The following is a 16459-nucleotide window of genomic DNA, read 5'->3' as shown; positions in this document are numbered from 1 at the left end:
TTTTCACTGTGGGGACACATGCAGACACTTAAGGTCGATTTAGGCGAGCGTAGCTACCCGATTCATATTGGCGAGGGTTTGTTGGGGCAACCCGAACTCCTGGCGCCGCATATTGCCGGGCGGCAGGTGGCAATCGTCTCCAACGAGACGGTTGCGCCGCTTTATCTCGAACGTCTGACCCGCAGTCTCGCGCAGTTTTCAGTTATTTCCGTGGTGCTGCCCGACGGCGAGGCCTTCAAGAACTGGGAAACCCTGCAGACTATTTTCGACGGTTTGCTCACTGCACGGCATGACCGCCGCACTACCGTCATCGCCCTCGGCGGCGGCGTTATCGGTGACATGGCCGGTTTTGCCGCTGCCTGCTACCAGCGCGGCGTCGATTTCATCCAGGTGCCAACCACGCTGCTGTCGCAAGTCGACTCGTCGGTGGGTGGCAAAACCGGGATCAATCACCCGTTGGGCAAGAACATGGTCGGCGCCTTCTATCAGCCCAATGTGGTGCTGATCGACACCTCGACGCTCAATACCCTGCCGCCCCGCGAGCTGTCCGCAGGCCTGGCGGAGGTCATCAAATACGGCCTGATCTGCGACGAACCCTTCCTCACCTGGCTCGAAGAAAACGTCGATCGGCTGCGGGCACTGGATCAGGCGGCGCTGACCGTCGCCATCGAACGCTCCTGCGCGGCCAAGGCTGCTGTGGTTGGAGCCGACGAGCGTGAGTCCGGCGTGCGCGCTACGCTCAATCTGGGGCATACCTTTGGTCACGCCATCGAAACCCATATGGGCTATGGTGTCTGGTTGCACGGTGAGGCGGTCGCCGCCGGAACCGTGATGGCCCTGGAAATGTCCACGCGGCTGGGCTGGATCACTGCGCAAGAGCGCGATCGCGGGATTCGCCTGTTCCAGCGGGCCGGGTTGCCGGTCATCCCGCCTGAGGAGATGAGCGAAGCCGATTTTCTCGAACACATGGCAATCGACAAGAAAGTAATCGACGGTCGTTTGCGTCTGGTGCTGTTGCGCCGCATTGGCGAAGCCGTAGTGACCGACGATTATCCGAAAGAGGTTTTACAGGCCACGCTAGGAGCGGATTACCGCGCTCTGGCTCAGCTTAAAGGTTGATAAGATCCCGATGACTAGTTTGCATGCCGACGAGGCTTTCCTCGGCCATTACCAGTTGAGTCATGACCCTTTCGCTCCACGGGTGCCTGGCTTCAAATTCTTCCCTGCCCAGCGCAAACCGGTGTTGGGGCAATTGCACCACCTGGCCCGTTACAGCCAGCTGCTGCTGGTGGTGACCGGGCCGCAAGGCAGCGGCAAGACCCTGTTGCGTCAGGCGCTGGTAGCCAGCACCAACAAGCAGTCCGTGCAAAGCGTGGTGGTTTCCGCCCGTGGCGCCGGCGATTCGGCAGGTGTATTGCGTCAGGTGGCTCAGGCGCTGAACGTAGCCCAGGCCGAGATCGGCGCGATTCTGGCGCAGGTGGTGCAACTGGCACTCACCGGGCAGGAAGTCTATTTGCTGGTCGATGATGCCGAGCAACTCGACGAGTCCGCGCTCGAGGCGCTGCTGGCGCTGGCCGCGGGAGCTCCGGAAGGTCGCCCGCACGTGTTCCTGTTCGGTGAGTCGTCGCTGATTGCCGGTCTTGAGCAGTTGAGCACCGAGGAAGAGCGCTTCCACGTCATCGAGTTGCAGCCCTACACCGAAGAAGAAACCCGCGAATACCTGGCTCAGCGACTCGAAGGTGCCGGCCGCGGAATCGAACTTTTCAGCGCAGATCAGATCTCTGATATTCATGAAAACTCCGATGGCTGGCCGGGCACGATCAATCAGGTCGCTCGCGATGCAATGATCGAAGCCATGATTGCCAGCCGCTCAGCGGTCAAGCGTCCAAGTATGGGGTTCAATATGCCGAAGAAACACGTATTGGCGATATCCGCCGTCGTCGTGGTGGCGGTAGCAGCAGCCTGGATGATGCCGGGCCGTAGCAAGGCACCGACTACCGGTGCTCCAGCCACTGAACAGGCGCAATTGCCCTTGGGGCAAGAGACGCCGCAACCGAACGGCAGCGGCAGTCCGTCTGTCGAATTCGCCGGGTCTTCGCAGCCAATGCCGCTGCCGTTGGTCGGGCAGTCGCAACCGGTCATGCGCGGTCCCCTGGCCGAAGCCGCTGGCGGCATCACCGAAGGCGACGACGGTGTGCCGCTCGAGGGCTCCAGCTCTACTCCGCCGACTGTGACTACTACTGCACCGCCAGCAGGCGTTTCGGCAGGCCCGGCAGCCACTCCAGCGGCGCGCCCGACACCTGCTCCAACTCAGGTCGCCGTTGCCAAGCCGGCACCTGTGACCAAGCCTGCCGCGGCTCCAGTGGTCAAGCCGGCGCCGGTCACCAAGCCGGTCGAGAAACCCGTCGCCAAGGCCGCCACTGGCGGTACCTGGTACGCCGGGCAAGCACCGGGTAACTATGTTGTGCAGATACTCGGCACCAGCTCCGAGGCCTCTGCGCAAAACTTTGTCAAAGAGCAGGGCGGCGAATACCGCTATTTCAAGAAAGTCCTGCAAGGCAAGCCACTGTATGTGATCACTTACGGTAACTTTGCCAACCGCGACGCAGCTGTCGCCGCCATCAAGGCCTTGCCAGCGAAGGTTCAGGCTGGTAAACCTTGGCCTCGCACTGTCGCCAGCGTCCAACAGGAACTGGCAACAACTCGCTGAAGATTCGGCGGCCTTACCCAGGCCGCCTCTCCCGGCACCTCAAAATTTCCGCAGGAGCATGCCGCTCTCCGAGCCGCGTGCCTTGTGGTGTCTGCGTCATCGTAGCTTTTGAGTCGTAACGGTCAAAATTAAAAAAAGTTTTGACTAGCACAGCAGATCGCTTTAAACCTTTCATAAATGCGACATAGATTTGCGACATTTCGTCGCCAAATTTGTGAGCCTCTGTGTCGGTGTGTACAATGACCTCCCTTTTGCCCCCGCAAAGCTGGCGTACGTTCGGCGTGGACGGTAAGTGGTTGAATTGAAAAGAAATTTGCCTCGATAAGAGGCAGCCTGGTGAGAAAGTGTCTATGAAAGCAGGTCTGTACCAACCAGATGAATTCAAGGATAACTGCGGTTTCGGCCTGATTGCCCATATGCAGGGCGAGCCCAGCCATACCCTGTTGCAAACGGCCATCGAGGCCCTGACCTGCATGACCCACCGCGGTGGGATCAACGCCGACGGCAAGACCGGTGACGGTTGCGGTCTGCTGATGCAAAAGCCGGATGTGTTCCTGCGCGCTATCGCCCAGGAAACCTTCGGCATTGATCTGCCCAAGCAATACGCGGTGGGCATGGTGTTCTTCAATCAGGACCCGGTCCGCGCCGAAGCCGCTCGCGAGAACATGAACCGCGAGATTTTGGCCGCTGGCCTGCAGCTCGTCGGCTGGCGCAAAGTGCCAATCGATACCAGCGTACTCGGCCGTCTGGCGCTGGAGCGCTTGCCGCTGATCGAACAAGTGTTCGTCGGTGGTGAAGGCCTGAGCGATCAGGACATGGCCATCAAGCTGTTCAGCTCACGTCGTCGTTCGTCCGTGGCCAACGCTGCAGACACCGATCATTACATCTGTAGCTTTTCCCACAAGACCATCATTTATAAAGGCCTGATGATGCCGGCGGATTTGACCGCCTTCTATCCAGACCTTAGTGACCAGCGCCTGCAAACCGCGATCTGCGTGTTCCACCAGCGCTTCTCCACCAACCCCCTGCCGAAATGGCCGCTGGCTCAGCCGTTCCGCTTCCTCGCGCACAACGGCGAGATCAACACCATTACCGGCAACCGCAACTGGGCCGTGGCCCGTCGCACCAAGTTCGCCAACGATTTGATGCCCGATCTGGAAGAGCTCGGCCCACTGGTCAACCGTGTCGGTTCCGACTCCTCGAGCATGGACAACATGCTCGAGCTGATGGTCACCGGCGGCATCGACCTGTTCCGTGGCGTGCGCATGATCATTCCGCCAGCGTGGCAGAACGTCGAAACCATGGACGCCGATCTGCGCGCGTTCTATGAATACAACTCCATGCACATGGAGCCGTGGGATGGCCCGGCAGGCGTAGTAATGACCGATGGTCGCTACGCGGTGTGCCTGCTCGATCGTAACGGCCTGCGCCCGGCGCGTTGGGTGACCACCAAAAACGGCTTCATCACCCTGGCCTCGGAAATCGGTGTCTGGAACTACCAGCCTGAAGACGTGATCGCCAAGGGTCGTGTAGGTCCCGGGCAAATCTTCGCGGTGGACACCGAGACCGGTCAGATCCTCGATACCGACTCCATCGACAACCGCCTGAAGTCGCGTCATCCGTACAAGCAATGGCTGCGCAAGAATGCCCTGCGCATCCAGGCGACCATGGAAGACAACGACCACGGTTCGGCTTTCTACGACGTCGACCAGCTCAAGCAGTACATGAAGATGTACCAGGTCACCTTCGAAGAGCGTGACCAGGTGTTGCGCCCATTGGGTGAGCAAGGCTACGAAGCGGTCGGTTCCATGGGCGATGACACGCCGATGGCCGTGCTGTCCCAGCGTGTCCGCACGCCGTACGACTATTTCCGTCAGCAGTTCGCGCAGGTCACCAACCCGCCGATCGATCCGCTGCGTGAAGCGATCGTCATGTCGCTGGAAATCTGCCTCGGTGCCGAGCGCAACATCTTCCAGGAGTCGCCGGAACACGCTTCGCGCGTGATCCTCAGCTCGCCGGTCATCTCTCCGGCCAAATGGCGTTCGCTGATGAACCTCGAGCTCCCGGGCTTCGAGCGTCAGATTATCGATCTGAATTACGACGAGAGCATCGGCCTGGAAGCTGCGGTGCGCAATATCGCCGACCAGGCCGAGGAAGCCGTGCGTGCCGGTCGCACCCAGATCGTGCTGACCGATCGTCACATCGCTCCAGGCAAACTGCCGGTGCACGCGTCCTTGGCAACCGGTGCGGTACACCACCGCCTGACCGAAAAAGGCCTGCGCTGCGACAGCAACATCCTGGTCGAGACCGCCACTGCGCGCGATCCGCACCATTTCGCGGTGCTGATCGGCTTCGGTGCTTCGGCGGTGTATCCGTTCCTGGCCTACGAAGTGCTGGGCGACCTGATCCGTACCGGTGAAGTACTGGGCGACCTCTACGAGGTGTTCAAGAACTACCGCAAAGGCATCACCAAAGGCCTGCTCAAGATCCTTTCGAAGATGGGCATCTCGACCATTGCTTCGTACCGTGGTGCGCAGCTGTTTGAAGCCATCGGCCTGTCCGAAGAGATTTGCGAGCTGAGCTTCCGTGGCGTGCCGAGCCGCATCAAGGGTGCGCGTTTCGTCGACCTCGAAGCCGAGCAGAAAGCCCTGGCCGCCGAAGCCTGGAGCCCGCGCAAGCCGATCCAGCAGGGCGGTTTGCTGAAGTTCGTCCACGGTGGCGAATACCACGCTTACAACCCGGACGTGGTCAGTACCTTGCAGGCCGCTGTGCAACAAGGCGACTACAGCAAGTTCAAGGAATACACGGCGCTGGTGGACAACCGTCCGATCTCGATGATCCGCGACATGTTCAAGGTCAAAACCCTTGAGCAGCCGCTGGATATCAGCGAAATCGAACCGTTGGAATCGGTTCTCAAACGTTTCGACTCGGCCGGGATCTCCCTCGGTGCCTTGTCGCCGGAAGCCCACGAAGCCTTGGCCGAAGCCATGAACCGCCTGGGTGCGCGTTCCAACTCCGGTGAAGGCGGCGAAGATCCAGCGCGTTACGGCACCATCAAGAGCTCGAAAATCAAGCAAGTGGCGACCGGCCGTTTCGGGGTAACCCCGGAATACCTGGTCAACGCCGAAGTGCTGCAGATCAAGGTCGCTCAGGGTGCCAAGCCCGGCGAAGGCGGTCAGCTGCCTGGCGGCAAGGTCAACGGCCTGATCGCCAAGCTGCGTTATGCCGTACCTGGCGTGACCCTGATTTCGCCGCCGCCGCACCACGACATCTATTCCATCGAAGACTTGTCGCAGCTGATCTTTGACCTCAAGCAGGTCAATCCGAAGGCGCTGGTCTCGGTGAAGCTGGTAGCGGAAGCGGGCGTTGGCACCATCGCCGCCGGTGTGGCCAAGGCCTATGCGGACTTGATCACCATCTCCGGCTACGACGGCGGTACCGGTGCTTCGCCGCTGACTTCGATCAAGTACGCCGGCGCGCCGTGGGAACTCGGCCTGGCCGAAACCCACCAGACCCTGCGCGGCAACGACCTGCGCGGCAAGGTCCGGGTGCAGACCGATGGCGGCCTGAAAACCGGCCTCGACGTGATCAAGGCGGCGATCCTCGGCGCCGAGAGCTTCGGCTTCGGCACCGCGCCAATGATCGCCCTGGGCTGCAAATACCTGCGTATCTGCCACCTGAACAACTGCGCCACCGGCGTAGCGACTCAGAACGACAAGCTGCGCAAGGACCACTACATCGGTACCGTCGACATGGTGGTGAACTTCTTCACCTACGTCGCCGAAGAAACCCGCGAATGGCTGGCAAAGCTGGGCGTGCGTACCCTCGAAGAGCTGATTGGGCGTACCGATTTGCTGGAAATCCTCGAAGGTCAGACCGCCAAGCAGAACTATCTGGACCTGACCCCGTTGCTGGGCAGCGATCACATCCCGGCGGACAAACCACAGTTCTGCCAGGTGGAGCGCAACCCGCCGTTCGATAAAGGCTTGCTGGCCGAGAAAATGGTCCAGATGGCCACTTCGGCGATCAACGATATGAGCGGCGCTGATTTCTCGCTGGATATCTGCAACTGCGATCGTTCCATCGGCGCGCGGATTTCCGGTGAAATCGCCCGTGCTCACGGCAACCAGGGCATGGCCAAGGCGCCAATCACCTTCCGCTTCAAAGGCACTGCCGGTCAGAGCTTCGGGGTGTGGAACGCTGGTGGTCTGAACATGTACCTGGAAGGCGACGCCAACGACTACGTCGGCAAAGGCATGACCGGCGGCAAGCTGGTCATCGTTCCGCCGATCGGCAGCGCCTACAAGACTCAGGACAGCGCCATTATCGGCAACACCTGCCTGTACGGCGCCACGGGTGGCAAACTGTTCGCCGCCGGTACCGCGGGCGAGCGTTTCGCGGTGCGTAACTCCGGTGCACACACCGTGGTCGAAGGCACTGGCGATCACTGCTGCGAGTACATGACCGGCGGTTTCGTCTGTGTACTGGGCAAGACTGGCTACAACTTCGGCTCGGGCATGACCGGCGGTTTCGCCTACGTGCTGGACCAGGACAACAGCTTCGTTGACCGGGTCAACCACGAACTGGTGGAAATCCAGCGGATCAGCGGCGAAGCGATGGAAGCCTACCGCAGCCACCTGCAACGCGTGCTGGACGAATACGTCGAGGAAACCAATAGCGAGTGGGGTCGTAACCTCGCCGAAAACCTCGATGACTACCTGCGTCGGTTCTGGTTGGTCAAGCCTAAGGCTGCCAGCTTGAAATCGTTGCTTTCCAGCACCCGTGCCAACCCGCAGTGATATGCGCCTGAAGAGTTTGATGAGGTTTTAACATGGCTGAACGTCTGAATAATGACTTCCAGTTCATCGAGGTCGGGCGCAAGGATCCGAAGAAGAAACTGTTGCGTCAACGCAAGAAAGAGTTCGTGGAAATCTACGAACCCTTCAAACCCCAGCAGTCGGCCGATCAGGCCCACCGCTGCCTGGGTTGCGGTAACCCGTATTGCGAATGGAAGTGCCCGGTGCACAACTTCATTCCAAACTGGCTGAAACTGGTGGCCGAGGGCAACATCCTCCAGGCCGCCGAGCTGTCGCACCAGACCAACACCCTGCCGGAAGTCTGCGGCCGGGTGTGCCCGCAGGATCGTCTGTGCGAGGGTGCCTGCACCCTCAACGACGGCTTCGGCGCGGTGACCATCGGTTCGGTGGAGAAGTACATTACCGACACCGCTTTCGCCATGGGCTGGCGCCCGGACATGTCCAAGGTCGTACCGACCGGCAAACGTGTCGCGGTGATCGGCGCGGGCCCGGCGGGTTTGGGTTGTGCCGACGTGCTGGTGCGCGGCGGCGTGACCCCGGTGGTGTTCGACAAGAACCCGGAAATCGGTGGTCTACTGACCTTCGGCATTCCCGAGTTCAAGCTGGAAAAGACCGTGCTGAGCAATCGTCGCGAAGTCTTCACCGGCATGGGCATCGAGTTCCGCCTCAACACTGAAATCGGCAAGGACGTGAGCATCGAGCAACTGCTCGAAGAATACGATGCCGTATTCATGGGCATGGGCACTTACACCTACATGAAGGGCGGCTTTGCCGGTGAGGACCTGCCGGGCGTTTACGACGCACTGGACTTCCTGATCGCCAACGTCAACCGCAACCTGGGCTTTGAAAAGTCGCCGGAAGATTTCATCGACATGAAAGGCAAGAAGGTCGTGGTCCTTGGCGGCGGCGACACGGCGATGGACTGCAACCGCACCTCGATCCGCCAGGGCTCCAAGTCAGTGACCTGTGCCTATCGGCGTGACGAAGCGAATATGCCGGGCTCGCGCAAAGAGGTGAAGAACGCCAAGGAAGAAGGCGTGAAATTCCTCTACAACCGCCAGCCGATCGCGATTGTCGGTGAAGATCGGGTCGAAGGCGTGAAGGTGGTCGAGACCCGTCTCGGCGAACCGGACGCCCGTGGCCGCCGCAGCCCTGAGCCGATTCCGGGTTCCGAAGAGATCATCCCGGCCGATGCCGTGGTCATAGCTTTCGGTTTCCGTCCAAGCCCGGCGTCGTGGTTCGAGCAGTTCAGCATCCAGACCGACAGCCAGGGCCGCGTCGTGGCCCCGGAGCAAGGTCAGTACAAGCACCAGACCAGCAACCCGAAAATCTTCGCCGGTGGCGATATGGTGCGCGGTTCTGATTTGGTGGTGACGGCAATCTTCGAAGGTCGTAATGCCGCTGAAGGGATCCTGGATTACCTGGGCGTCTAAACTGCAATCCTGAATCTGGAATGCGGTCAAAATGTGGGAGCGAGCCTGCTCGCGATAGCGGTAGATCAGTCAACAGAGATGTTGAATGTGAAGCCCTCATCGCGAGCAAGCTCGCTCCCACATTGGTTTGCAGTGCCGGAAAGACCGCATTCCCCCGCGACAAATTGACCCGATAGACAAAAGGCGCGGCTCTTACCGTGCCTTTTGCGTCCAGCTCTGAGAAAATGCCCGCACTTTTTTTCCGGATGCCGACATGACTGCCCTGAAGAACGACCGTTTCCTTCGTGCCCTGCTCAAGCAACCCGTAGACGTCACCCCGGTGTGGATGATGCGTCAGGCCGGTCGCTACCTGCCTGAGTACCGCGCCAGCCGCGCCAAGGCCGGTGACTTCATGAGCCTGTGCATGAACCCGGAGTTCGCCTGCGAAGTCACCCTGCAGCCGCTGGACCGCTATCCAGAGCTGGATGCGGCGATCCTCTTCTCCGACATCCTGACCATCCCCGATGCCATGGGCCTGGGCCTGTACTTCGAAACCGGCGAAGGCCCGCGCTTCAAGAAAGTCATCAGCACCCTGGCCGACATCGAAGCCCTGCCGATCCCTGATCCGCACAAAGATCTCGGCTACGTCATGGACGCCGTCAGCACCATCCGCCGCGAGCTGAACGGCCGCGTGCCACTGATCGGCTTCTCCGGCAGCCCGTGGACCCTGGCCACCTACATGGTCGAAGGCGGCTCGTCGAAAGACTTCCGCAAGACCAAGGCCATGCTCTACGACAACCCGCAAGCCATGCACCTGCTGCTCGACAAGCTGGCACAGTCCGTCACCTCCTACCTCAACGGCCAGATCATGGCTGGCGCCCAGGCCGTGCAGATCTTCGACACCTGGGGCGGCAACCTCTCGGCGGCGGCGTACCAGGAGTTTTCCCTGGCCTACATGCGCAAAATCGTCAGCGGCCTGATCCGCGAACACGAAGGCCGCAAAGTACCGGTGATCCTCTTCACCAAAAACGGCGGCCTGTGGCTGGAAAGCATCGCCGACGCTGGCGCTGATGCACTGGGCCTGGACTGGACCTGTGACATCGGCGAAGCCCGCCGGCGCGTCGGTAGCAAAGTTGCGCTGCAAGGCAACATGGACCCGACCGTGCTTTACGCTAAACCGGAAGCTATCCGCACCGAAGTCGGTCGCATCCTTGCCAGCTACGGCAAAGGCAGCGGCCACGTGTTCAACCTCGGCCACGGCATCACCCCGGAAGTCGACCCGGAACACGCTGGCGCCTTCATGCGCGCGGTGCATGAGTTGTCGGCGCAGTATCACGAGTAACAGCGCTGCAATGATAAAAAACGCCCGGCATAAGCCGGGCGTTTTAGTATTGCAAAGATCAAAAGATCGCAGCCTGCGGCAGCTCCTACGTCAACTGCAACGCTACCAGTAGTGCAATCACCAAAAAACTCCTCAGGCTTAAGATGTATTTTTGTAAGAATGCATTGCCTTTTCTGTCCGATTTTTCGCCTGCAGACAATGTCTTCGTTAGCGCAGGATAAGTCCTACATAGAAGAAAAATTACCTCTGTACAATATCGCAGCATATCCAACTTCAAAACAATGCTTCGCGTACTTGTAAGTAAGTTCGACAGCTTTAGGGTTGTCTGCTGTCTGGCTTTCGGGTGTCTTTGTTATATGGAGTTTTATTAAGTTTTGATCTCGTATCCGTTTTTTTGCGGGGTAATACGGATGGAAGAGCGGCTTGAATCGCTGTCGAGACAATAATCAGCCTGGGAGTAAAGAAGTGAAAAAAATTATTTCTAAAATGGGTGCATTAACGGGGTGTGCTTCCTCGTTAACCCTGTTGGCAGCAGTGTTGGCATCGCAGAATGCCGCCGCTCACGGTTACTTGAACGATCCACCGTCGCGTGCATTTGCTTGTAAACAAAAGCTCAACAAGGATTGCGGTGCTGCGGAATACGAGCCGCAAAGCGTGGGTGAAGCGCCCAAGGGGTTCCCGCTGTATGGTCCCGCAGACGGTCAGATTGCCAGTGGTGGTACCCGGGGGGACTTCGCGGCTTTGGATATTCAGTCTGCAAACCGCTGGTACTTGACCGAAATCAAAGACCGCAGCGTACAGTTCGATTGGTTTTACACTGCAGCCCATAAGAGCACCAAATGGGAGTATTTCATTACCAAAACCGGTTGGAATCCTAATCAGGCGCTCAGCCGTTCTTCCTTCGAGAGTTCACCCTTCTGTGAAGTACAGGGCAATGGTCAGGTGCCCATCGATGGTCCCGCAGGTGGCCACGGCCCCGCCTCCAAAAAGCATGAGTGCATCATTCCTGAAGGCAAGACCGGTCAGCATGTGGTTTTAGCTATGTGGACCGTTGATGACACCGCAGCAGCCTTTCACGACGTGGTGGATGTCAATATCACTGCCGAAGGCGTTCCACCGGACGGCTGGAGCAATGTCGGTACCATTGCCCCGACGCAAACCTTGTTGGTTGGCGACAAGGTCAAGGCGCGCGCCTTTACCGGCAGTACCGAGAGCACGCAATACAGTGTCGAAATTTCCATCGACAGCGCAGAAGAAGGCAAGCCGCAGAACTGGGCATTCAAATTGGCGGAGCAAGTCAATAAAACCCAGACGCTGGTGCGAGCAGGCGTCCGTGATGAGCAAGGCGCTATCGGGCCAGTAAAAGGCACGAACAATTTGTTTGCCAAAAAAGAGAGCGGTGTGACCCGTTTCGAGCTGGCGTTGGAAATGCAAGAGGACACTGGCGCGCGGATGAATTTCGGTGGCCTGGGTGTTGAATACAAACTGGAAAAAGGCATCGCAAAAGTCTCCTTCCCCGTGGTGAACAACCGAACGATGAACATCGAAGCAACCATCTTCGATGCCAACAACAAGGAAGTGGGGTTCACCCGGCAACTCGTGGCTGCGCAGAGTAATGTCTGGCTGAACGTCGATGTGCGCACCGAACCGGGTAAACACGGTGTGAAACTGGTGGGGACCACCGAAGATGGTCGCACCACTCGGCAAGCCTTCGAGGAAACCGAGATGACCGGTGAAGGCGGCGGAGGGGATCATGACTTTGTATTCCCGGAAAATTTTGGCAGTTACACGGCAGGGACTAAAGTGCTGCAGCCTAAAGATGGTTTGGTCTATGAGTGCAAGCCATTTCCTAGCTCCGGTTACTGCATACAATACAGCCCATCTGCCAATCAGTTTGAACCGGGTGTCGGTAGTCACTGGCATATGGCCTGGGATAAAAAATAAGCGGATCTAGCAACGCGCCGGGCAGTCATTGACAGATGATTGTCCGGAGTCCGTGGATGGCGTCGACTTTGTATTTTTCATTTTTTAAAGCTCTATTTTTTTATTGATTTTATCGTCCTGTCTACAGCTGTTCATTTGTGGATTTGTATGTTTGCTCGCGCTCTTGATCGTCTTGCATATAACAGCCGTCATCCAACATGAAATCTCAGGGCAGAGCATTCTTGATCGTATGTCTTTGCACACCTCAGCCAGCCAGAAGAACATCATTGATGTGACTAGAGTTTGAAGTTTTCAGCAACAGCCATATCGGCACATTGGCCAATCCTGCTCAGAATCGGTTTGCTGGTTCTACCGTTGGGTTACGGAGTGTCGTTGAGCTGGCGGGAGTGGGCCCTGCGCGACGCCCTCGCGGTACAACAAGAACGTGCGGCTCCACACATACCTATTGTGGATGCTCCACCTCAACTGAATCCCGGTGCGATTGCGACAGTCCTGGGTCTGGCCGCGCAGAGCGCATTGGTGCGCAGTGCCGAGCCGCTGACACTGCGTGCGAGTTTTGTTTCCAGTACCGGTGAGTCAAGGGCGTTGTTGGCGGGCGCTGATGGTGAGCGCATTTACCAGGTGGGCGAAAACTTGCCCGGTGGCAGCGTCCTGCGCCGTGTGGAAGTTACCCAGGTAGTGCTCTGGCGCAAGGGCCGTGAGGAGTTGTTGCCTCTGCAGCTGACTGGCGAGCGGGCCTTGCGGGCGCTCGAAGCGGGAGACCAGAACCCGGCCCCTGCACTTTCTCCCATTCATCTTCGGCCGACTGCCGATCTGCGTCAGAGTGATTGAATGAACGGTTTCAGATTTGGCGTGCACTCAACGTTGCGCATCATGGCGTTGGCGACGTTGCTGATTCAAGGTTCGGCGCTGGCCGAAGAGCAGCAATGGCAGTTGGCAATGAATAACGCCGAACTGCGGGATGTCGTGGCAGAAATGTCGTCGATTCTCGGTACGACAGTGATCCTCGACCCTCGAGTCCAGGGCCGTATCACCGTGATGTCGAAACAAGCTCTGGATCGCGAAGGGGTTCGTCGACTGTTCTATTCGGTGCTCGATGCTCATAGTTTCACCGTGATCGATCAAGGTGACCGGATACTGGTGACGCCGGTGACGGAAGCCAAGACGCGAGCCGGCAATGGGGATGTTCAAAGCTCTCCTGCGGCGCAGTTCGTCACCGAGGTGATAGAACTCAACTCAAGCAGCGCCGCCGACCTTGCAGGCCTGGTGCGCCCGTTGGTTTCGGCCAACGGTTATGTAGGTCCATCGGTTTCAGCCAATGCCCTGGTGGTTACCGACACGGCCAGCAATGTCCGGCGCATCGGGCAGGTGGTTGGCAAACTGGACTCCGGGGCAAAAAACACCCATTCCATTGTGGCGTTGCGCCATGGCCTGGCTGCCGATATCGCCAAGGTGATGGAACCGTCCCTGGGCAAACCGGGGTCGGACGCAGGTAGTCTGGTGATTGCCGACACACGTGCGAACCGTCTGCTGATCATCGGTACTCAGGCCGTGCGCCAGCGGCTGACCAGCCTGGCCCTCTCGCTGGATGTCCCGGCGGCAGCCAAGCTGGATAATGCCCGGGTGATCCGCCTGCGACACAGCGATGCCAAGCAGTTGGCCGAGGTGCTCGACGCCATGGGGCAAGGGTTGAAGCAGGACACTGTCCTTGGCAATTCGAAAGATGCCACTCCCGTTACTCAGGTCATGGTCAAGGCTGATGAAAGTCAGAATGCATTAGTGTTGATTGCAGAGCCGGCCCAGGTCCGGACGCTCGAGAACATCATCCGACAGCTGGATCAGCCTCGTGCCCAAGTCTTGATCCACGCCGCTATCGTGGAGATTTCCGGCGATATCGTCGAGGCGCTGGGGGTTCAATGGGGCGTCAGCACTGGAGATGCCAAAGGTCTGATCAACTTTCCCGGAACGGGAATTCCGATTCCCGGAGGATTGAAGTTTGATGAAAAAAATCCCGCTCCCGAAGGCGCGCTGCTCAGCCTGGGCAGCGACCGCTTCGGTGCCTTGATTTCCGCCTTGGCCAGCAATAGCCGCAGTAATTTGCTGTCCACCCCGAGCCTGCTGACCCTGGACAACCAGGAGGCGGAAATCATCGTGGGTCAGAACGTGCCGTTCAAGACCGGTTCCTATGCCACCAATAGCAACGGTGCGGATAACCCTTTCACCACGGTAGAACGCAAGGATGTCGGGATCAGCCTGAAAATCAGGCCGCACATCAATGATGGCGACACCCTGCGCCTTGAGGTCGAGCAGGAGGTTTCGGACATCGCACCCTCGGTGTCGGGGGTGGACTCCTCGGATTTGATTACCAACAAACGTGCGTTGAAAAGCACGATTCTTGCCAGCGATGGCGAAATTATCGTCATCGGCGGCCTGATCAAGGACAGCGTTCGCACCCAGGAAAGTGGCGTCCCGTTACTACGCAGTATTCCTTATCTCGGCGCACTGTTCCGCTGGACCAAGGACACCCAGACCAAAAGCAACCTGATGGTCTTTCTGCGTCCGACGATTGTGCGCAGCAAACAGGATCTCGCCGAGGTCAGCCAGGATCGGTACAACGCCTTACGGGATCTCAGTCAGCCAACGGCCCGCCAGAACAATTCGCTGCTACTGCCCCGCGACCCACACCAACTGTTCGATGGACCCACTGACACGCAATCCATCGACCTGCGCAAGCCGCAATCGGGTGCGCCATGACTTGGCAGGGGACGTTTTGCGAGCAACTGCCATTTGGCTTCGCCCGGCGTTTCGGGGTGCTATTGGAAGGGACGGGCGAGGCATTGAGCCTGTCGGTTCGTGCCGATACGCCGTTAAGCGCCCTGGCGGAAGCCCGGCGTCTGAGCGGACGTGACTTGCCCGTTCAGGTGCTTGATCCGGCACGGTTCGCGACGCGGCTGGCAAATTGCTACAGCGAAGGCCAGAGTGCGGCCGAACAAGTCGCCCAAGGGCTGGATGATGAGCTCGATTTGCTCAGTCTGGCTGACCAGGTTCCGCAGACCGCAGACCTGCTCGAGCAGGAAGGCGATGCGCCGATTATCCGGCTGATCAACGCACTGCTCAGTGAGGCCGTGCGGGAGAAGGCTTCAGATGTTCACCTGGAAACCTTCGAACAGTATCTGTCGGTGCGCATGCGGGTCGATGGCCAGCTGCGCGAAGTGCTCAGACCCAGGCGCGAATTGGCCAACTTGCTGGTGTCGCGGATCAAGGTCATGGCGCGCCTGGATATCGCCGAGAAACGGGTTCCCCAGGACGGGCGGATCGCACTGCGGCTGGCCGGGCATGAGGTCGATGTACGGGTCTCGACCTTACCTTCGGCTCACGGTGAACGGGTGGTTCTGCGACTGCTCGACAAGCAGGCCGGGCGCCTCGATTTGCAACGCCTGGGCATGCCTGCCGACACCCTGGCGCGCTTTCAGCAGATTCTCGGCAAGCCCCACGGGATCCTGCTGGTGACGGGGCCGACCGGGTCAGGCAAAACCACCAGCCTGTATGCGGCGCTGACCAGCCTCAACGATCAGACCCGGAACATCCTCACGGTCGAAGATCCCATCGAATATCACTTGCCGGGCATCGGCCAGACACCGGTCAACCCGAAGGTCGAGATGACCTTCGCCCGAGGCCTGCGGGCCATTCTGCGTCAGGACCCCGACGTGGTGATGGTGGGTGAAATTCGTGACCGGGAAACCGCGGAAATCGCGGTACAGGCTTCGTTGACCGGGCATTTGGTGTTGTCGACCCTGCATACCAATAGCGCGGTCGGCGCGGTTACCCGGCTGGTGGACATGGGCGTTGATGCTTATCTTTTGGCCTCATCCCTGGTCGGGGTGCTGGCCCAACGTCTGCTGCGTACCCTTTGCCTGGAATGCAGGATTCCCTATGCCGTCGACGCTGCTGCTTGCCAGCGACTTGGGCTGGACAGCGCAGCAACTGCGCGCTTGTTCAAGGCCCAGGGTTGTGACCAATGCCAGCAAGGCTATCGCGGACGGATCGGGATTTACGAGTTGGTCACCGTCACCCCAGCCTTGTCCGCGCTGATTCACCAGGGTGCCAGTGAGCAAGAACTCGCCCGAGAGGCACGGTTGGTATCGCGCAGTCTGTTTCAGGATGGTCAGCGGTTGGTGCTGGCTGGCTTGACCAGCCTCGACGAATTGCTGCGGGTCACCCAGGAGGACTAGGA

The 16459-nt window shown here is 59.1% G+C and carries 9 protein-coding genes; all 9 read left to right on the top strand.

What is annotated here, in order from left to right; all coding sequences use genetic code 11:
• Positions 1–18: 18 nt before the first annotated feature.
• The 9 genes from aroB to gspE all read left to right on the top strand — a co-directional run bounded on the left by aroB (position 19) and on the right by gspE (position 16457).
• Positions 19–1119 (top strand): 3-dehydroquinate synthase, encoded by a 1101-nt coding sequence (gene aroB, locus F8N85_RS03250; RefSeq protein WP_150802244.1) that lies wholly within the window; start codon positions 19–21, stop codon positions 1117–1119.
• A gap of 10 nt (positions 1120–1129) precedes the next feature.
• Positions 1130–2710 carry an SPOR domain-containing protein gene (locus F8N85_RS03245; protein WP_150802243.1) on the top strand — a complete coding sequence of 527 codons (1581 nt, stop codon included), beginning with the start codon at positions 1130–1132 and terminating at the stop codon, positions 2708–2710.
• 350 nt (positions 2711–3060) lie between these two features.
• On the top strand, positions 3061–7509 hold the full coding sequence (gene gltB / locus F8N85_RS03235) for a glutamate synthase large subunit (protein ID WP_150802242.1): 4449 nt from the start codon (positions 3061–3063) through the stop codon (positions 7507–7509).
• A 32-nt stretch (positions 7510–7541) separates the two neighbouring features.
• Positions 7542–8960 (top strand): FAD-dependent oxidoreductase, encoded by a 1419-nt coding sequence (locus tag F8N85_RS03230; RefSeq protein WP_150802241.1) that lies wholly within the window; start codon positions 7542–7544, stop codon positions 8958–8960.
• Positions 8961–9213: 253 nt separating this feature from the next.
• The gene (gene hemE, locus F8N85_RS03225; RefSeq protein WP_150802240.1) at positions 9214–10281 is read left to right on the top strand and encodes a uroporphyrinogen decarboxylase; all 1068 of its coding nucleotides are present in this window, start codon (positions 9214–9216) and stop codon (positions 10279–10281) included.
• 465 nt (positions 10282–10746) lie between these two features.
• On the top strand, positions 10747–12225 hold the full coding sequence (gene gbpA / locus F8N85_RS03220) for an N-acetylglucosamine-binding protein GbpA (RefSeq protein ID WP_412072474.1): 1479 nt from the start codon (positions 10747–10749) through the stop codon (positions 12223–12225).
• 339 nt (positions 12226–12564) lie between these two features.
• Positions 12565–13056, top strand: coding sequence for a type II secretion system protein N (locus tag F8N85_RS03215; RefSeq protein WP_224795619.1), 492 nt, complete (start codon positions 12565–12567; stop codon positions 13054–13056).
• A complete protein-coding gene (gene gspD, locus F8N85_RS03210) occupies positions 13057–14979 on the top strand; it encodes a type II secretion system secretin GspD (protein ID WP_150802239.1) in 1923 nt (640 codons plus the stop codon).
• A complete protein-coding gene (gene gspE, locus F8N85_RS03205; RefSeq protein ID WP_150802238.1) occupies positions 14976–16457 on the top strand; it encodes a type II secretion system ATPase GspE in 1482 nt (493 codons plus the stop codon). The genes gspD and gspE overlap by 4 nt, the downstream gene beginning before the upstream one ends.
• Positions 16458–16459: the final 2 nt, after the last annotated feature.

The organism is Pseudomonas fluorescens (assembly GCF_902497875.1).
GTDB classification, from domain to species: domain Bacteria; phylum Pseudomonadota; class Gammaproteobacteria; order Pseudomonadales; family Pseudomonadaceae; genus Aquipseudomonas; species Aquipseudomonas fluorescens_BR.
Note: the sequence above shows the minus strand (reverse complement) of the source record. Positions and strands in the feature narration are given on the sequence as shown.